Here is a 17374-nt window from a genome sequence, read left to right as displayed (position 1 = left end):
TGGTTTCAATTTGAAACCACATGCTGGCTATTTAGCAAATGTGGTTTTAATCTGCAACCAGATAATCAAGACAGGCTTGCCCCATGCTCGATGAAAACAATGCGCAGTGCCCCGTGGCCCGGGCTCTGGAGGTGCTGGGTGACCGGTGGGCGCTGATGATCCTGCGCGATGCCTTCGACGGCCTGCGGCGTTTCAGTGAATTTCAGAAGAACCTGGGGCTGGCGAAGAACATCCTCACCTCGCGGCTAAAGCTGTTGGTGGAAAGTGGGTTGCTGATGACACAGCCGGCGTCGGATGGCAGTGCCTATAAAGAATATGTGCTGACCGATAAAGGGCGGTCGGTGTTTCCAGTGGTGGTTGGTTTGAGGCAGTGGGGGGAGCGGTTTCTGTTCGAGGCGGGAGAAGCGCGTTCGGAACTGGTGGACGGCGTGACGGGGCAGGCGCTTGAAATATTGCAGGTCCGTGGCCAGGATGGGCGGGTCTTACATCCCGAAGATTGCCAGCGCAGAAGGGTGCGGCATGGGTGATGTCAGGGCTGCTGAGCAGCCCCGCGGGGCTCAGCCTTTACCTAGAAGCTTTGTCAGGCCTTCAACCATCGGCGTTACCTGCGCAAATTTGAACCGCGCCAACAGCCGCTGGTTATCCGCTCGCGAATGGCGGATATCACCCGATCGCGCCGCCGCATAGCTGATCGCTGGCAAGCTCCCCACCACCTTCTCCAGCGCGGCCAGCAACTGGTTCAGTGAGGTCGCCTGGTTCAGCCCGATGTTCACCGCCCCTTCCTCGACCTGCGGCTGCTCCAGTGCCTGCACCATCACCTGCACCAGGTCGCCCACATAAAGGAAGTCCCGGGTCTGCTCGCCGTCACCGAACACTGTAATCGGCAAGCCCTGCACAGCACGCTCGCAGAAGATGCTGATCACCCCGGAATACGGTGAGGAAGGGTCCTGCCGTGGCCCGAAGATATTGAAGAAGCGAAACACCACCGGCTCCAGACCATGCTGGCGACGGTAGAAGTCCAGGTACTGCTCACTGGCCAGTTTGTCCACGGCATAAGGGGTCAACGGCGCCTTGGGCGTGTCTTCGGAAATCGACTCCCCTTCACCATTGTTGCCGTACACCGCTGCGCTGGAGGCGAAGAGCACCCGGCGCACGCCATGCACGCGCATGGCTTCGCAAACGTTGAGGGTACCGATGAAGTTACTCTGGTGGGTACGCACCGGGTCTTCGACCGAGGCCTGAACCGACGCTACCGCCGCCAGATGCACCACAGCACGGCAGCCAGCCGCCGCTTGAGTGACCAGCCCTGCATCGGCAACATCACCTTCGATCAGTTCCAGCCGTGGGTGATCGACCTGCAGATTGCTTCGCCGGCCGGTGGAGAAGTCGTCGAGAATGCGTACGGCGTAGCCTTTGTCCAACAACGCATCGCACAGGTGGGAGCCAATGAAGCCGGCACCGCCGGTGATCAGGATGGGGGCGTCAGCCATGGCGGTAGAACCGGTCCAGTAGAGGTGGCAAGCCAGCGCGCCAGGCACGCGGCTTGATACCGAAGGTATGAAGGATTTTCTTGCAGGCCAGTACCGCGTGCTGTGGTTCTTCGCTGGCATCCGGGCGCGCGGCATGGGCCTGCGGCGTGGGGGCCTGAACGGCCAGCTGGCGGTATTGGCCGGCCTCGGCGAGGATCGCCTGGCCCAGCGCCAGCGGCGTGGTCGCCTCATTGCCGGCGTAATGGTAGGTGCCCCACAGCGGCGCATTGCAATCAAGTTGCTTGAGCACCGACAGGATCACTCGGGCAGCATCATCGACCGGCGTCGGGTTGCCACGTCGATCATCGGCCAGCAGCAGCTCCTGTGGTTGCTCGGCACGGGTCAGGAAGCGGCCCAATGCGCCATCGATGCTCTCGTCCAGCAACCAGCCAAAGCGCAGCAACACATGCTGCGGGCAGGCCGCACGCACGCTCTGCTCGATGCGCCATAGGGCCTGGCCACGCATGCCCAGCGGCACTGGCTCGTCCTTTTCGCTATAGGCCGTGGCCCGCGAACCATCGAACACACGGTAGCTGGATGGCTGCACCAAGGTGATCTGATGGTGCTGGCACAGCTCTGCCAACCGCTCCACCGCCCGCTCCTGTTGGGCCAGGCGCTGCTCGCTGACCGACTCGGCCTGGAACCAGTCGAAGTAATAGGCCAGGTTCACCAGCGCGTCGGGGCGATGGTCATCGAGCAACTGAGTGAGGCTTGAGGGCGCCCAGCCGTTCTCGGGCGGGCGCGGTGCCAGGAATGCGATGTCCTCCTCGGCCCCAAGACGAATCAGCGCTTGCCCGAGGGCATTGCCACCACCCAACAGCATTAGGCGCATACGCATAGAGTCAGCAGATCCGGAGAGGTTGATGAGAAAAAAGAGTCATTTTGCGGTTTCCTGCCCGGGAAGTCCAACACCGGACCCGTTCGATGCCACAGGGCGGGATTCCACAGTTTCACCGCTCAATACCGCCACAGACAGAAATTTCCTACGACATACGAGGAATGGGCTGACTACCACGTCACGGCATAACTGCATTGAATAGTCGACTCCCCACTTGCCAGCCAGGGAGTTTCACACAAAAACGACAAGGAACGTTCAATGCCTCATTCGGAAGCTGCCTACCTGGATTTCTACCCAGAGCAAAGCCAGGCCATAACCTTTGCAAGCCAGACCCTTGCTGATTTGGGTGGACCGGAGGCTAAAGGAGTAGCACTTCAGGCTCGTATATTCGCCGATCAACTCGAGAAAGGTGCTCGCTGAAGACCCGCTGCTGGTACGTGGTTGAGCACAGGAAAATACTCCATGATCGAAATCGACTTGACGTTTGTTCTGCTACTCGCACTGGTTGCACTGATGGCCGGCTTTTTTGATGCTATTGCCGGGGGCGGTGGCCTTATCACGCTCCCGGTGTTGTTTATTGCCGGTGTAGAACCCTTGGCAGCTATTGCCACTAACAAGTTCCAGGCAGCTTCGGCTACGGTTTCGGCTACGTGCGCCTTCGCCCGCAAAGGCATGATCGACTGGAGACGAGGCAGTCCCATGGCTGTCATGGCGTTTATCGGTGGGGCGCTGGGGGCCTTGTCGATAACTTATGTCCCCAAAAGCGTTTTGCAGGCGTGCGTCCCACCACTGCTGATCCTGATCGCCGCCTACTTTGCCTTCAGTCCAAAGCCGAATGAACAAGCGCGCAAGGCAAAGGTATCGACCAGCCTATTCTGCGTGACGGCTGCACCAATCATTGGCTTTTATGACGGCATCTTCGGCCCCGGAGTCGGCTCGTTCTTCATGCTGGCTTGCGTGGTCCTCCTGGGCCAGCACCTCATTCAAGCCGTATGCACCAGCAAGCTTTTGAACGCGGCCTGTAACCTGGGCGCACTATCCGTCTTTTCTCTCAGCGGGGCGATCATCTGGCCGCTGGCGCTGGCAATGGCGCTCGCCGCCTTTCTGGGCGCACAATTGGGGGCTCGCTGCGCAGTTCGCTTCGGCTCTCGCCTCATAAAACCGCTGCTGGTCAGCGTCTGCTGCATCATGGCACTCAAACTGCTGCTCGATACCGGCAACCCGCTCGGCGAATGGCTCAACCAGTTCTTCTAGAGAGCACCATGCACATTCAAAAGGCTTCCCCACAGCGCGAGAAGTGGCAGTTTGACGAGCCCGCCCCGGGCAAAGAACTGTTCATCAATGAAGTCTTTGGAAACTACCAGCAACAGGCGCGATTGCTGGTACCTGATATCGAGCGCGCAGCTCCCGCATTCGTCTTGGGGGGCGCGCGTTCCGACTTTACCCGGCTCAACCCCCTGCTTTATCGCCTGCAAGCCGCGGGCATTGGTTCACTCACTGGCAATCTGTCAGGTCACAGCCTCGCCAGCGAACCAGGCGCAATGGCGCCGTCACTGGCGACGAACCTTGATGAAGCACAGCGCTTCCACGCGCATATCGCGCCGCGATGCCGAACGCTCATAGGCCACAGCCTTGGCGGGGCAATTACGCTTAAGCTTGCAGCACAGTTGCCACAAGTGGACAGCATCGTACTGATCTGCCCCGCAGTTTATCCAGACCATGCCCACCAAGCGCCGTTCGGCCCGGCATTCACTGCGGCCATCAACAAGCCTTTCGGTTTTCTGGAGAGCGATAGCTATACCTTCCTCAACCAGTTTCGTGGAAGAGTATTGATGGTGATCGGCGAGTACGACGGGCTCAACTCCCAGAGATTCGGCAAAGGCCCCGGCACCAGCGCTGGCAACCTGTGGCTTGCCGGCACTGAACGCTATAGCCCGATTCCTGAAGAAGTTAACCTCGCCTTGATGCGAGCAGTTCCAGCGTCGCGTTTGCAATGTCTGTTTCTTACCGACTGCGACCATGGCATCGCGGCACATTTGCGCAGTACTCCGGCAATAGCGGACCAGGTTGCCGACACGGTCGCAACGTTCATCCTCGACAATGCTTAAGGCGTTTAGCATTACTCGATCTCGAACAGACCATTGCGCAATGGCGCCACGCTCAATCGCTCACGCACATCGTCATCTATGCGCGGATCATCCGGCCGGTACAGTTTCACCTGCCGATACGCATTGATGCGATTGATCTCCTCGCCCAGGTATTCCCACACCACCCGGGTACAGGCCGGGTTGCGCCGGTCGCCGCTGGATACCCCGGCCTTCAGGCCATTCAGCCGGGTAATGCGGCTTTTGAAGCTGGGGATGAGGATGGTCTGGCTCATTTCGTTGAATGTCAGCGACTCGTAGTCGATGAGGAACATCCGGTCCTGCAGCTGGAACGCCGCCCCCAGGTAGCGGCAGCGTACCTCGGCATGCTGATCGGTGGCGCTGGAGCGCTCCTGCCGTTCCTGGCGCTCGAACAGAAAACGGCCGCGCTCTTCCCACAGGTGCACCAGCGACACGAGGATCGTGCCCGGCACCGACATGCAGTTGGAGTACTCGAAGTAGTAACCGCAATAGCGCGAAAGGTTGCCGCCATGTTCGTGCAACGGGCGGAACAACTCGCTGATCGGGTCACTGGGCTGCTGGGGCTGGGGCGATACCCGCGCACCGATCAGACGGGCGAACTGCTCAGCGGGCAGGTTCAGTTCGTAATCCTCGACACCGAAGAAGTCGCCGATACGCTTCAGGTTGAAAGCCGTCGGACGGCTTTGCCCGCTCAGGTACTTGTTGAACTGCGCGCGGTTGATCGACAGCTGGCGGCAAACTTCGGAAATAGAGCGGTAGTGGCTGCAGGCAAGTTTGAGGTTTGTAGCGAAGTGATCGCTCATATGCGGAGTCCAGGTGACGCGAATGACGCCATTGTAGCATCAAGTCGCATCAAGTCAGAGCAATCCGCGAAATTGTAACCACTCTTGTCATAGCCAACCATGCGCCCCAACGAATAGCGGTGCGCCTGCCGTCCGCTGGTCTTTCCACACGAAGAATAAGAATCGAGGTCATTTTCCAATGCTCGAAGTAATCAACGATTTCCTTTCGGGGAAACTCCTCATCGTGCTGATCGTAGGGCTGGGTAGCTACTTCACCATCCGCTCCCGGTTCGTCCAGTTCCGCCACTTCACCCATATGTTCAGCGTGTTCAAGGAATCGCTGCGTGGCCAGGCAGGCCAGCTGAGCTCCTTCCAGGCCCTGATGCTGAGCCTGGCCGGCCGCGTGGGCGCCGGCAACATCGCCGGTGTCGGTATCGCAGTGACCCTGGGCGGCCCAGGTGCCGTGTTCTGGATGTGGGTCACCGCACTGGTGGGCATGTCCAGCAGCTTCTTCGAATGCACCCTGGCCCAGGTGTACAAGCGCGCTGATGGCGACGGCCTGTACCGTGGCGGCCCGGCCTACTACATCCAACACGGGCTGAAGCGCAAGAGCATGGCCATCGTGTTCTCGATCTTGCTGCTGGTCACCTACGGCTTCGCCTTCATCGGCCTGCAGTCGTACACCGTCACCCACTCGCTGCAGAATGCCTTTGCCTTCGACCCAAGCCACACCGGTATTGTCCTGGCCGTGCTGCTGGCCATCACCTTCATCGGCGGCATCAAGCGCATCGCGGCGGTGTCGGACCTGCTGGTACCCGTCAAGACCCTGGCCTACATCGGCGTGACCCTGTACGTGATCGGCACCCAGATCGAACACGTGCCAGCCATGCTGGAAACCATCTTCAAGAGCGCCTTCGGCCTCGACCCGGCGTTTGCCGGCCTGCTCGGCAGCGCCATCGTCATGGGCGTGAAACGTGGCGTGTTCGCCAACGAAGCAGGCCTGGGCAGTGCACCGAACGTCGCTGCCGTGGCTGCCGTGAAACACCCGGGCGCGCAGGGCGTGGTCCAGGCCTTCAGCGTGTTCCTCGACACCTTCGTGATCTGCACCTGCACCGCCTTGCTGATCCTGCTGTCGGGCTTCTACACCCCAGGCTTCGAAGGTGACGGCATCGTCCTGACCCAGAACTCGCTGGCCGCCGTAGTCGGTGACTGGGGTCGCGTGTTCGTCAGCGTGGCGCTGTCGCTGTTTGTCTTTACCTGCATCCTCTACAACTACTACCTCGGCGAGAACAGCCTGCAGTTCCTCAGCCGTAACCGCGTAGTGTTGATGGTGTTCCGTGGCCTGGTACTGGCACTGGTCGTTTGGGGTTCGATGCAAGACCTGTCGACCGTGTTCGCCTTCGCCGACATCACCATGACCTGCCTGGCCTTCGTCAACCTGGTGGCCCTGGCCCTGCTGTTCAAGGTCGGCCTGCGAGTCATGCGCGACTACGACGAGCAGCGCAAGGCCGGTGTAAAGCAGCCTGTGTTCGACTCGTCCAAGTTTGCCGACCTGGACCTGGACCGCAATGCCTGGCCTGCCAATCCTCAGGTGGAAACAGCCACTGACAAAGCAGTCGGCCAAGTTCAGACGCAGCGCTGATATCCTCCCCTGCCCAGCCGCCCCTTCCGCGGGCGGCTTTTCTTTGTCCGCTCACCGCTACGGATGCTTTCCATGCGCGCAGTAAAGAATCTTCTCGTTCTCTATACCGGTGGCACCATCGGCATGCTCGAAACCCCCGAAGGCCTGGCACCGGCCGGTGGTTTTGACGCGCGGATGCGTGAACACTTTGCCCAGATGGCCAATGCACCCCAGGTGCAATGGACACTGCACGAGCTGAACCCGCTGCTCGACAGCGCCAACATGCAACAGCACAACTGGCTGGCGATGCGCGATGCCATCGTCGCGGCGGTGGATGTAACGGGCCACGATGGCGTGCTGGTGCTGCACGGTACCGACAGCATGGCCTACAGCGCTGCAGCGTTGTCGTTCCTGTTGCTGGGCCTGCCAGCACCGGTAGTGCTGACCGGCTCGATGCTGCCGGCAGGTGCCCCGGACAGCGATGCCTGGGACAACCTGTGCGGCGCATTGCGCCAGTTCGAGCACGGCCTGGAAGATGGCGTGCAACTGTACTTCCACGGTCAGCTGCTGCATGGCTGTCGGGCGTCGAAGCTGCGTAGCGAAGCGTTCGATGCCTTTGCTGCGCTGCCGCGCCATCGTGACGCTGAGCGGGCCGATACGATCCCTGCCGAGCTGGGTTACAAGCAACCGCGCAAACCGGTCAACCTGGCGGTTGTGCCGGTGTTCCCGGGGCTTCAGGCCGGGCATTTGCAGGCCTTGATCGACAGTGGTGTGCAGGGCTTGCTGCTGGAGTGCTACGGCAGCGGTACCGGTCCGTCGGATGACCAGGCGCTGCTGAATGTGCTGAGCGCAGCGCGCCAGCGCGGCGTGATGTTGGCGGCGATCAGCCAGTGCCCGGAAGGCTCGGTGGTGTTCGACACCTATGCAGCGGGTAACCGCTTGCGCGGGGCCGGGCTGGTCAGTGGCGGTGGCATGACCCGTGAAGCGGCACTGGGCAAGATGATGGCGCTACTGGGCGCAGGGTTGGATGCTGACGCAGCAGACCGCTGGTTTGTCCTGGATTTGTGTGGCGAGCGGGCTTGATCAGCGCCCTTTAGGGCCTCTTCGCGGGTAAACCCGCTCCTACGACGATAGCGTTTCCTGTGTAGGAGCGGGTTCACCCGCGAAGAGGCCCTAAAGGGTGAAAAAATGGCGGAAGGCAGCGGGAGTCGAACCTGCCCGGGAACGGCTGCCGTCCCCAACCGGGTTTGAAGCCCGGCCGCGCCACCGGGCGCGATTGCCTTCCTTGAACTCAGTGCCTGGCGTGCTGTTGAGCCAGGGCGCTGTCGGCGCGGATGTGACGCTGGTCGGCCACCCTCCGGGTCAGGCCGATGCGGTCGAAGTATTCCAGAATCTGCACACTGCGCTTGCGACCGATGCCCAACATATCGCGAAACGCGGCAACCTGCACTATCGTCGTTTCGCTGGCCTGCCCCAGCATCAACGCTGCCATGCGCTGTAGCGTCGCCTCGGGGTAGAACAAGTCGCGCACCACCTGATGTACCAGGCCCAGCCGGGCCAACTTGCGCAGTAACAGGCGCACATCGGCTTCGGCACGGTTCTCCTCACTCGCCAGCGTCCTGACCCAGGGTGGGTCAAATTGCCCTGCGATCAACTTCGGCTGCAGACGTGCCCACAATGCACTGTCGGCTTCGCTCAACTGTACCTTGTGATCGGGCAGATGCAGCCATGGCCCGCTGCTGGCGATGGCGCTGTCGTCGAGCAGTTCATCCAGCAAACTGACGAATGCCGGCCGTTCCAGAGGCAAGGCTACAAAGCGCCGCAAGCGATCACGGTCAGGGCCAAGCTGGTCGGGCTCTTGCTCGTGAAAGCGCGCCAGCTGCTCCAGGACCTGCTGCTTGAGCGCCTGCCATTGAGCGTTGGCGAACAGCAGTTGGCCCTGCCGGGTGGCCACCACCCGCACATCGTCCGGTAACTGCCAGGTTTCCCGCAGGCGGTTGAACTGCCGCTCGAGCCGCTGCGGGCTAATACCGCCCGGTGCACTGGCGAGCAGCGCTGGCAGTGCCTGCTCCAGATCCACTGCGTCGCGCAGCACCAGCAACTGTTGCAGACGGGCATCGCTGCGGCGTTGGCGACTTGGCGCGAACGGGTCGAGCACCTTGCCGCCGCCCAGTGTGCGCTGGGCGCGCTGATCGCGCAGCACCAGGCGGTCGCCGTGCACGGCCTGCAACGGCGCGTTGAGCAGCAACTGGGCAAACATGCGTTGGCCGGCAGCCAGGCTTTCGCCTTCGAGCAAGGCGACCCGGGCCGTTACATCCTGGGTGCCGAGGTGCACATGCACGGCGCTGAAATGTTCGAAAGTACGCTTCTCGTCCGGTAACAGGTACAGCTCGATATCCACCCGAACACTGGGCGCATGCAACCATTCGGGCACCAGCCAGTCGCCCCGGTGCACCTGCTCCACGGCCAGGCGCTCGGCAGCGATGTTCAGCGCCACCCGTTGGCCTGCTTCTGCCACCAACGCGGCCTGGTTCTGCGCATGCAGGCCACGCACGCGCACCACCTTGCCGGCCTTGCCCAGCAACAACGTATCACCCGCACTGACCCGCCCGGCCAGTGCCGTGCCGGTGACCACCACACCGGCGCCGGTAACCGCAAAGGCACGGTCGACGGCCAGGCGAAAACCACCGTGCACACTGCGTTGCCGTGTACCTGCTTCGGCCTCCAGCAGGGCCTGGCGCAACGCTTCCACGCCCTCCCCGCTGATGCTCGACAGCGGAAACTGCCGCGCACCGGCATACGGCCCAGGCGCCAGCAGTTCACTGACTTGCATCTGCACCTCGGCCAGACGCGACGGCTCTACCCGGTCGCATTTGCTGATCGCCACCAAGGCCTGGGGAATGCCCAGCAGCTCGATGATCGCCAGGTGCTCACGGGTCTGCGGCATGACCCCGTCGTCGGCCGCCACTACCAACAGCACCAGGTCGATGCCATGGGCGCCGGCCAGCATGTTGTGGATAAAGCGCTCGTGGCCCGGCACATCGATGAAGCCGGTCAGCGGCCCGCCTTCGCTCAGCGCCGCATAGCGGTAACCAAGGTCGATGGTCATGCCGCGGGCGCGCTCTTCTTGCCGCTGGTCGCCGGCCTGGCCGGTCAGCGCCAGCAGCAGTGCGGTCTTGCCGTGGTCGATGTGGCCAGCGGTACCAACGATCACTGCACCGGCCCCAGCTGCAGGGCTGGCAACTGGGCCAGCCACTGGGCTTCGTCATCCAGCTGGCGCAGGTCCAGCCACAGGGCATCGTCGTCAATGCGGCCCAGCACCGGCACCGGCAGGTCGCGCAGGGCGCGCTCCAGCACATGCAGGCTGCGCCCGCGCAACTTCTTCGACACTTGCGGGCGCAGGCACAGCGCGGCACTGGGCAAGCGCGCAACCGGCTGGCTGCCACTGCCGATCATGCCCAACGCGGGCTCTACGCTAATTGCCCATTGCTCACCGAGACGCGCCTTGAGTTCAGGCGCCAGGCGCTCGGCCTGGGCCTGAATCTCGGCCTGGCTGCGGGTCAGCAGGCGCAGGCTGGGCAGGCGCTCGGCCAGGCGATCGGGGTTGCGGTACAGCGCCAGCACCGCTTCGAGTGCAGCAAGGGTGATCTTGTCGACGCGCAACGCACGCTTGAGCGGATTTTTCTTGATCCTGGTGATCAAGTCCTTGCGGCCGACGATGATCCCGGCTTGCGGACCACCCAGCAGCTTGTCGCCACTGAAGGTGACGATATCGGCACCATCGGCCAGAGCCTGGCGTACCGTGGGTTCGGCGGGCAGGCCCCAGCGGGTAAGGTCGAGCAGGCTGCCGCTGCCCAGGTCTTCAAGCAGTGGCAGTTGATGTTGGTGGGCGATACGTGCCAGCTCGGCAGTAGGCACCTGGGTGGTGAAGCCCTGGATGCTGTAATTGCTGCAATGCACCCGCATCAGCAGGCCAGTGCGCGGGCCGATGGCGGCCTCGTAGTCGCGGGCGTGAGTACGGTTGGTAGTGCCAACCTCGTGCAGCTTCACGCCGGCGCGGGCCATGATGTCGGGAATACGGAACGCACCACCGATCTCGATCAGCTCGCCGCGAGAGATGATGCCTTCCTTGCGCGCGCCCAGGCTGTTGAGCGCTAGCAGCACGGCGGCGGCATTGTTGTTGACCACGGTGACGGCTTCGGCACCGGTCAGCTCGCGGATCAGGCCTTCGATCAGGTCATCACGGTCGCCACGTTTGCCGGTGGCCAGGTCGAATTCCAGGTTGAGCGGGTAACGAGCCGCGGTCTGCATGGCCTCGATGGCTTCATCCGGCAGCAAGGCGCGGCCCAGGTTGGTGTGCAGCACGGTCCCGGTGAGATTGAACACGCGGCGAACCTGGCTGCGTTGCTGGAGGGCGAGGCGTTCGCCGCTGCGGCCAAGGAGGATTTCCGGGGCCAGTTCGGCGCTGCCGAGTTCGCCATTACGGGCGGGCTCGCGCAGGTCATCGAGCAACTGGCGCAGGGTATTCAGCACGGCGTCACGGCCGTGGCGATCGATCAGAGGGAGGCAAGCCGGGTGGCGAAGGAGGGTATCGATGGACGGCAGGCGTGGGGTGTCGCTGGCAAGGCTGTTGGACATGCGGTACTACCTTGGACTGATCCGTTGTCTGTGCTGGCCCATTCGCGGGTGAACCCGCTCCTACAAGTACAGCGTGATCCGGAAGGTTGGCGCAATTACCTGTAGGTACGAAGGCAAGTCGGTGTTTCAGTGTAGACCCTCAGCCACTTCCCGGGGCGAGCATCAGGTTGGGCGCCAGGCGATGGAACCCCTCCCCGTCCAGGCGTATATCCAGGGCCAGGCTGGCCAGGTCATCGGCCAGCGGCTCGGCCGCCGCATCGTTCTCCAGGTAGTTCTGCTTCAGGTAGCTGTCGCACCCTGGGCAGCATTCGGCGCGCAGCGGCGCTTTGCCTGGCGCATGGCGATCATCCTCAAGGCTGGTGTAACGCAAGTCCTTGCTGGACTCGCAGTACACGCACTTGACCCGCACCACATGCCACTCACAGGCACACAACGAACAGGCCAGGTAACGCAAACCGTTGTGCTTTCCACGGTTGCGCACCACCCCGGCCATCGCCGGCGAACCACAAGCCGGGCATTGGGCCAGGCTGCCGGCAGGCTCGAGCTGGTGTGCGGGCAGCGCCAGCAGCCAGCTGGACCACGCCGCCTGCAACGCGGCCCCGAGGAACGGCACCAGTGCTGCAGGCACACCATCGTACTGACCTGCCAGCAAAGCAATGCCCCAGCCCTTGCGCTGATTGTCATCACTGCCTCGTAGCACCTGCAGCGCCTCACCCAGCGGGCCACTGCGTTCGCCGCTGAGGTGCTCTAGCAGTGCCTGCAACCAGACCAGCCACGGCCCTTCACGCACCAGGCTGTCAGCCGCCAGCGGCGGCAAACCATGATCCATGCACAGGCGCTGACGCTCCTCGGCCACGGGCAAGCCGCTGGGCGGGTTATCCACAAGCTGCTGCTGGATGCGGCATAAACGCGCAATCAACCTCAGGTAGTCGCCAAGCGCGTTGCCCTCGGCCAGTTGCTCCAGGCGGGCGGCGCGCAGTTCAAACAGGTTGGCGGCGGGCAGGTGCAGAAATGGCGGCGTGACTGCCGACGCTTCGATCTGCCCGGGTTCGAGTAGGGTGCTCAAGCGCTTATCCTTCTTTTCGTCCGTGATCACCCGGCGTCTTGTCGCCGGTCACTTCGCGGTACCACAACTCATGATGCTTGCGGGCCCAGGCGCGGCTGACCCAGCCATGCAGCATGGCGCCGATCGAGCCCTTGATCCAGATGCCGGCGTAGATGTGCACGATGATGCTGAGAATCAGCACGAAGGCCGCCAGCGCATGCAGCAGCGCAGACAAGCGAATGGCATCGATGCCAAACCAATGGCTGAAGTATGCGCGCCAGATCACCACGCCACTGACCAGCAATACCAGCATGCACACCAGCAGGGTCCAGAACAGCAGCTTCTGCCCGGCATTGTACTTGCCGATCGGCGGTACGCCCTCCTCCTCGTTGCGCATTACCCGGTCCACCCGGCGCAGCCACAGGCGATCATTGGCGGTGATGAAGTTGGCCCGCCAGAAGCGCAATACCAGGCCGAGGAAAAACACGAACATCGCCACCCCGATGAAGGGATGCAGAATGCGCGTCCACGGCCCGCCGCCGAACAGGTTGCTGAGCCAGAATAGCGCCGGATGGAACAGCGCAAGCCCCGACAGCCCAGCCAGGATGAACAGGATCGCCACCACCCAGTGGTTGCTACGCTCGTTGGCGTTGTAGCGCAGGATGGGTTTGTTGTCGTTCATGGCCGCTGCTCCCCTTGCCCACCGGGCTGCTTCGGATCATAGACATGGACCGACGGGTCCACTTGATGCACGCTTTCGTCCGGCGGTGTCGGGTGTTCATCCTCCTCGACACGCTGTGGGCCGATCCGCACATAGTGGAAGAACCCCGCCAGCACCGCCGCGCCCATGGCCAACAGCGCCAGCGGCTTGGTGAAGCCCTTCCACAACCCCACCAACGGGCTGATCACTGGCTGGTCCGGCAGGCCGGCATACAGCTTCGGCGTGTCGGCATGGTGCAGCACGTACATCACGTGGGTACCACCGACGCCGTCCGGGTCGTACAGCCCGGCCTTGTCGTAGCCCCGCGACTTCAGATCGACGATGCGCTCGGCCGCATGCACTTTCATCTCGTCCTTGCTGCCGAACACGATTGCCCCGGTCGGGCAGGTTTTCACACACGCCGGCTCCAGCCCCACGCTCACGCGATCGGAACACAGGGTGCACTTGTACGCCTTGTGGTCTTTCTGCGAGATGCGCGGGATGTTGAACGGGCAGCCGGTGATGCAGTAGCCGCAGCCGATGCAGTGGTCCTGGTTGAAATCGACGATACCGTTGGCGTGCTTGATGATCGCACCCGGGCTCGGGCAGGCCTTCAGGCAACCTGGGTCGGCACAGTGCATGCAGCCGTCCTTGCGGATCAGCCACTCCAGGTTGCCGTCGTCGCGCTCGTGCTCGGTAAAGCGCATCAGTGTCCAGGTCTCGGCAGTGAGGTCCTGGGGGTTGTCGTAGGTGCCGTGGTTGTGGCCAACCTCGTCACGCAGTTCATTCCACTCCGAGCACGCCACCTGGCAGGCCTTGCAGCCGATGCACTTGGTAGTGTCGATCAGCTTGGCGACCTCCTCCTGCTGACGCACCGAGGGCGGCACGGTAGTGGTGGCCGAGCGGGCGATGATGTCTTGGCTGGCCATCAGAGTTTCTCCACTTTCACGAGGAACGACTTGGACTCTGGCGTCTGCGTGTTGCCGTCACCGAGGAACGGCACCAAGGTATTGGTCAGGTAGCCATGCCGGGTAGCGCCGGTGAAGCCCCAGTGCAACGGAATGCCGATCTGGTGCACGGTCTGATTGTTGACCTGCAGCGGGCGAATCCGCTTGGTCACCACCGCCACCGCATCGATATGCCCACGCTTGCTCGACACCCGTACCCGGTCGCCGGCCTTGATGCCTTTCTCGTTGGCCAGCACCTCGCCTATCTCGACGAACTGCTCGGGCTGGGCAATGGCGTTGAGCCGGCAATGCTTGCTCCAGAAGTGGAAGTGCTCGGTCAGCCGGTAGGTGGTCGCCGCATAAGGGAACTCGTCGTGCGTGCCAAGGGTGTCCCACACAGAATCGAAGATGCGCCCGGCCGGGTTGCTGGTGGCCTTCTTGTTCTGCGGGTGCAGCGGGTTGATGCCGATCGGTGTTTCGAAGGGCTCATAGTGCTCGGGGAACGGGCCTTCGGCCATCTTGTCGATGGCGAAGAAACGCGCCACGCCTTCGGGGTTCATGATGAAGGGGTTCATCCCCGCCTCGGGCGGCGAGTCGACCTTGAAGTCCGGCACGTCGGTGCCGGTCCAGGCCTTGCCGTTCCACCATACCAGGCGCTTTTTCTCCGGGTCCCACGGCTTGCCTTGCGGGTCGCTGGAGGCACGGTTGTAAAGGATGCGGCGGTTGGCCGGCCAGGCCCAGGCCCAGTTCTGCACCTGGTGCATGCCATACGGGTCGCTGTTGTCGCGGCGAGCCATCTGGTTGCCTTGTTCGGTCCAGCTACCGGCAAAGATCCAGCAGCCAGACGCGGTGCTGCCATCGTCCTTGAGCTGGCCGAAGCCCGCCAGTTGCTGGCCCGCCTTGATCACCGCGCCAGTCGGGTCGGTGACATCGGCCACCGCCCAGCCGTTCATCTCCTTGGCCAGCTCCTCCGGGGAGGGCTCCTCAGGGATCTTGTACGGCCAGCTGATATTCATTATCGCGTCAGGATAGGCTCCCCCTTCGGCCTGGTAACGTTGGCGCAGGCGCAGGAACAGCTCGCTCATGATCTGCACGTCGGTACGCGTCTCGCCCGGGCCGTCTGCGCCCTTCCAGTGCCATTGCAGCCAGCGGCTGCTGTTGACCAGCGAGCCGTCTTCCTCGGCAAAGCAGGTAGTGGGCAAGCGGATCACTTCGGTCTGGATAGAGGCCGTGTCGACATCGTTGAACGGCCCGGCGTTGCGCCAGAATTCCGAGGTCTCGGTGGCCAAGGGATCCATGACCACCAGCCACTTGAGCTTGCCCAGTGCCGCAGTGACGCGGTTTTTGTCCGGCAGCGCGGCGATCGGGTTGAAGCCCTGGCACATATAACCATTGACTTTGCCCTGGCCCATCATCTCGAACATGCGCAGCACGTCGTAGGCCGGTACATCGAGTTTGGGCAGCCAGTCATAACCCCAGTTGTTTTCCGCCGTGGCGTTGGCGCCGTACCAGGCCTTCATCAGGCTGACGTGGAACTTGCCGTAGTTCTGCCAGTACGACAACTGCCCAGGCCGCAGCGGCTTGGAAGCGCGCTTGTCGATGTAGGCGGCGTAGTCCTGCTCGGCGTCACCGGCCAGGGTCAGGTAGCCCGGCAGCGAGTTGGACAGCAGGCCGAGGTCGGTCAGGCCCTGGATGTTGGAGTGCCCGCGCAGGGCATTGACCCCGCCACCGGGCATGCCGACGTTGCCGAGCAGCAGCTGGACCATGGCCGCACTGCGGATAATCTGCGCACCGATCGAATGCTGCGTCCAACCTAGCGCATAAAGGATCGTCATGGTCTTGCCCGGAACCGAGCAGGAGGCGATCTCTTCCCAGACCTTCATCATGGCGTCCTGTGGCATGCCACAGGTCATGCTCGCCAGTTCCGGGGTGTAGCGGCTGTAATGCTGCTTCATCAGCTGGAACACGCAGCGAGGGTGCTGCAGTGTCGGGTCGACCTTGGCATAGCCGTCCTCACCCAGCTCGTAACCCCAGCCGGACTTGTCGGCGTACACACGCTTGGCCTCGTCGTAACCGCTGAACAGGCCATCCTCGAAGCCATAGTTCTCTTTGACGATGAACGACACGTCAGTGTAGTTGCGCACGTACTCGTGCTGGATCTTGTCGTTGCTGAGCAGGTAGTTGATCAGCCCGCCCATGAAGGCGATATCGGTGCCGGTACGGATCGGCGCGTAGTAGTCCGCCACCGAAGCGGTACGGGTAAACCGCGGGTCGACCACAATAAGCCGCGCCTTGTTGTGCGCTTTGGCCTCGGTCACCCACTTGAAGCCACACGGATGCGCTTCTGCTGCGTTGCCACCCATCACCAGGACCAGATTCGCGTTGGCGATATCGGACCAGTGGTTGGTCATGGCGCCACGGCCGTACGTCGGGGCAAGACTTGCCACCGTCGGACCATGTCAGACACGTGCCTGGTTATCGAACCCCAGCATGCCTGTTGCGCGGATGACCTTGTGGGTCAGGTAGCCAGCCTCGCTGGAAGCGGCGGAGGCGGCAAGAAAACCGGTGGTGAGCCAGCGGTTGACCGTTTGGCCTTGGGCGTTCTTCTCGATGAAGTTGGCATCGCGGTCCTGCTTCATCAGGTCGGCGACGCGGTCCAGCGCCTCGTCCCAGCTGACCCGCACCCACTCTTTGCTGCCTGGCTTGCGAACCTCGGGGTACTGCAGGCGGCTCGGGCTGTGGATAAAGTCCAGCAAGCCAGCGCCCTTCGGGCAAAGTGTGCCACGGTTGACCGGGTGGTCGGCATCCCCTTCGATATGGATGATGTTCTGTTTGACGTTCTTACCCGCATCACCCTGGCTGTACAGGATCAGGCCGCAGCCGACCGAACAGTAGGGGCAGGTGTTACGGGTTTCTTTGGTATGCGCCAGCTTGAAGTGACGCACCTGCTCGGCGAATGCCGGCGTCGGGGCCATGCCCAACGCCGCAAGGCTCGAGCCTCCAAGGCCGACGGCGGCGACCTTGAAGAACTGCCGACGGTTCAGGTCCATCGTGCACTCCTGATCAGGTGGTGGACGCGCGGAACATTGCCGGCGCCTCTTGGTAGTCACGGTGGCGGCCAATTGATGGCCGCCAAAGGATAAGACTA

General features: G+C 62.5%; 15 protein-coding genes and 1 tRNA gene. 6 read left to right on the top strand and 10 right to left on the bottom strand.

Annotated features, from left to right (window positions below):
- Positions 1-83: 83 nt before the first annotated feature.
- Entirely contained in the window at positions 84-527 is a 444-nt protein-coding gene (locus AC3RCM_RS02875; RefSeq protein WP_010951791.1) for a winged helix-turn-helix transcriptional regulator, read from the top strand.
- Positions 528-557: 30 nt separating this feature from the next.
- Here the strand turns inward: AC3RCM_RS02875 and AC3RCM_RS02870 are convergent, their stop codons facing one another.
- Both AC3RCM_RS02870 and AC3RCM_RS02865 read right to left on the bottom strand, forming a co-directional pair.
- Complete coding sequence (locus tag AC3RCM_RS02870) at positions 558-1490, bottom strand: NAD-dependent epimerase/dehydratase family protein (protein WP_003255418.1); 933 nt, start codon at positions 1488-1490, stop codon at positions 558-560.
- Positions 1483-2367: a sugar nucleotide-binding protein gene (locus AC3RCM_RS02865; protein ID WP_019439170.1), complete on the bottom strand. Its 885-nt coding sequence runs from the start codon at positions 2365-2367 to the stop codon at positions 1483-1485. The genes AC3RCM_RS02870 and AC3RCM_RS02865 overlap by 8 nt, the downstream gene beginning before the upstream one ends.
- A 258-nt stretch (positions 2368-2625) precedes the next feature.
- On the opposite strand from AC3RCM_RS02865, the gene AC3RCM_RS02860 reads away from it, so the two are divergent.
- From AC3RCM_RS02860 to AC3RCM_RS02850, 3 genes are read left to right on the top strand one after another with little or no spacing between them, the layout of a single operon-like run.
- Positions 2626-2787, top strand: coding sequence for a hypothetical protein (locus AC3RCM_RS02860; RefSeq protein ID WP_155741836.1), 162 nt, complete (start codon positions 2626-2628; stop codon positions 2785-2787).
- Positions 2788-2829: 42 nt separating this feature from the next.
- On the top strand, positions 2830-3621 hold the full coding sequence (locus AC3RCM_RS02855; protein WP_014755162.1) for a TSUP family transporter: 792 nt from the start codon (positions 2830-2832) through the stop codon (positions 3619-3621).
- 8 nt (positions 3622-3629) lie between these two features.
- Positions 3630-4475, top strand: coding sequence for an alpha/beta hydrolase (locus AC3RCM_RS02850; protein ID WP_064492907.1), 846 nt, complete (start codon positions 3630-3632; stop codon positions 4473-4475).
- 11 nt (positions 4476-4486) lie between these two features.
- Here the strand turns inward: AC3RCM_RS02850 and AC3RCM_RS02845 are convergent, their stop codons facing one another.
- Positions 4487-5296 carry a helix-turn-helix domain-containing protein gene (locus AC3RCM_RS02845; RefSeq protein ID WP_020191391.1) on the bottom strand — a complete coding sequence of 270 codons (810 nt, stop codon included), beginning with the start codon at positions 5294-5296 and terminating at the stop codon, positions 4487-4489.
- Between the two features lie 178 nt (positions 5297-5474).
- Here AC3RCM_RS02845 and AC3RCM_RS02840 point away from each other — a divergent pair, with 178 nt between their 5' ends.
- Both AC3RCM_RS02840 and AC3RCM_RS02835 read left to right on the top strand, forming a co-directional pair.
- Entirely contained in the window at positions 5475-6917 is a 1443-nt protein-coding gene (locus AC3RCM_RS02840; RefSeq protein ID WP_064492906.1) for an alanine/glycine:cation symporter family protein, read from the top strand.
- Between the two features lie 63 nt (positions 6918-6980).
- Positions 6981-7979: an asparaginase gene (locus tag AC3RCM_RS02835; protein WP_081273286.1), complete on the top strand. Its 999-nt coding sequence runs from the start codon at positions 6981-6983 to the stop codon at positions 7977-7979.
- A 106-nt stretch (positions 7980-8085) separates the two neighbouring features.
- On the opposite strand, the gene AC3RCM_RS02830 is transcribed toward AC3RCM_RS02835, so the two are convergent.
- The 7 genes from AC3RCM_RS02830 to fdnG all read right to left on the bottom strand — a co-directional run bounded on the left by AC3RCM_RS02830 (position 8086) and on the right by fdnG (position 17276).
- Positions 8086-8181, bottom strand: a tRNA-Sec gene (locus tag AC3RCM_RS02830).
- Positions 8182-8187: 6 nt separating this feature from the next.
- Positions 8188-10110, bottom strand: a complete 1923-nt coding sequence (gene selB, locus AC3RCM_RS02825) for a selenocysteine-specific translation elongation factor (protein ID WP_064492918.1) — start codon at positions 10108-10110, stop codon at positions 8188-8190.
- Complete coding sequence (gene selA, locus AC3RCM_RS02820; RefSeq protein ID WP_064492904.1) at positions 10107-11534, bottom strand: L-seryl-tRNA(Sec) selenium transferase; 1428 nt, start codon at positions 11532-11534, stop codon at positions 10107-10109. Before selA ends, selB begins: the two co-directional genes overlap by 4 nt.
- A 139-nt stretch (positions 11535-11673) precedes the next feature.
- Positions 11674-12600, bottom strand: coding sequence for a formate dehydrogenase accessory protein FdhE (gene fdhE / locus AC3RCM_RS02815; protein WP_064492903.1), 927 nt, complete (start codon positions 12598-12600; stop codon positions 11674-11676).
- A 4-nt stretch (positions 12601-12604) separates the two neighbouring features.
- Entirely contained in the window at positions 12605-13261 is a 657-nt protein-coding gene (locus AC3RCM_RS02810; protein ID WP_011953329.1) for a formate dehydrogenase subunit gamma, read from the bottom strand.
- On the bottom strand, positions 13258-14208 hold the full coding sequence (gene fdxH, locus AC3RCM_RS02805; protein WP_003255436.1) for a formate dehydrogenase subunit beta: 951 nt from the start codon (positions 14206-14208) through the stop codon (positions 13258-13260). Before fdxH ends, AC3RCM_RS02810 begins: the two co-directional genes overlap by 4 nt.
- The gene (gene fdnG, locus AC3RCM_RS02800) at positions 14208-17276 is read right to left on the bottom strand and encodes a formate dehydrogenase-N subunit alpha (protein ID WP_336089737.1); all 3069 of its coding nucleotides are present in this window, start codon (positions 17274-17276) and stop codon (positions 14208-14210) included. Before fdnG ends, fdxH begins: the two co-directional genes overlap by 1 nt.
- Positions 17277-17374: the final 98 nt, after the last annotated feature.

The sequence above is a fragment of the Pseudomonas sp. GW823-FHT05G12 genome (genome assembly GCF_058795575.1).
This window is presented reverse-complemented; position numbering and strand designations above follow the sequence as displayed.

Bases quoted from the DNA above. Each gene is read 5' to 3' on its own strand.
- AC3RCM_RS02875 (WP_010951791.1), top strand. From the start codon at position 84: ATGCTCGATGAAAACAATGCGCAGTGCCCCGTGGCCCGGGCTCTGGAG.
- AC3RCM_RS02870 (WP_003255418.1), bottom strand. From the start codon at position 1,490: ATGGCTGACGCCCCCATCCTGATCACCGGCGGTGCCGGCTTCATTGGC.
- AC3RCM_RS02865 (WP_019439170.1), bottom strand. From the start codon at position 2,367: ATGCGTATGCGCCTAATGCTGTTGGGTGGTGGCAATGCCCTCGGGCAA.
- AC3RCM_RS02860 (WP_155741836.1), top strand. From the start codon at position 2,626: ATGCCTCATTCGGAAGCTGCCTACCTGGATTTCTACCCAGAGCAAAGC.
- AC3RCM_RS02855 (WP_014755162.1), top strand. From the start codon at position 2,830: ATGATCGAAATCGACTTGACGTTTGTTCTGCTACTCGCACTGGTTGCA.
- AC3RCM_RS02850 (WP_064492907.1), top strand. From the start codon at position 3,630: ATGCACATTCAAAAGGCTTCCCCACAGCGCGAGAAGTGGCAGTTTGAC.
- AC3RCM_RS02845 (WP_020191391.1), bottom strand. From the start codon at position 5,296: ATGAGCGATCACTTCGCTACAAACCTCAAACTTGCCTGCAGCCACTAC.
- AC3RCM_RS02840 (WP_064492906.1), top strand. From the start codon at position 5,475: ATGCTCGAAGTAATCAACGATTTCCTTTCGGGGAAACTCCTCATCGTG.
- AC3RCM_RS02835 (WP_081273286.1), top strand. From the start codon at position 6,981: ATGCTTTCCATGCGCGCAGTAAAGAATCTTCTCGTTCTCTATACCGGT.
- selA (WP_064492904.1), bottom strand. From the start codon at position 11,534: ATGTCCAACAGCCTTGCCAGCGACACCCCACGCCTGCCGTCCATCGAT.
- AC3RCM_RS02810 (WP_011953329.1), bottom strand. From the start codon at position 13,261: ATGAACGACAACAAACCCATCCTGCGCTACAACGCCAACGAGCGTAGC.
- fdxH (WP_003255436.1), bottom strand. From the start codon at position 14,208: ATGGCCAGCCAAGACATCATCGCCCGCTCGGCCACCACTACCGTGCCG.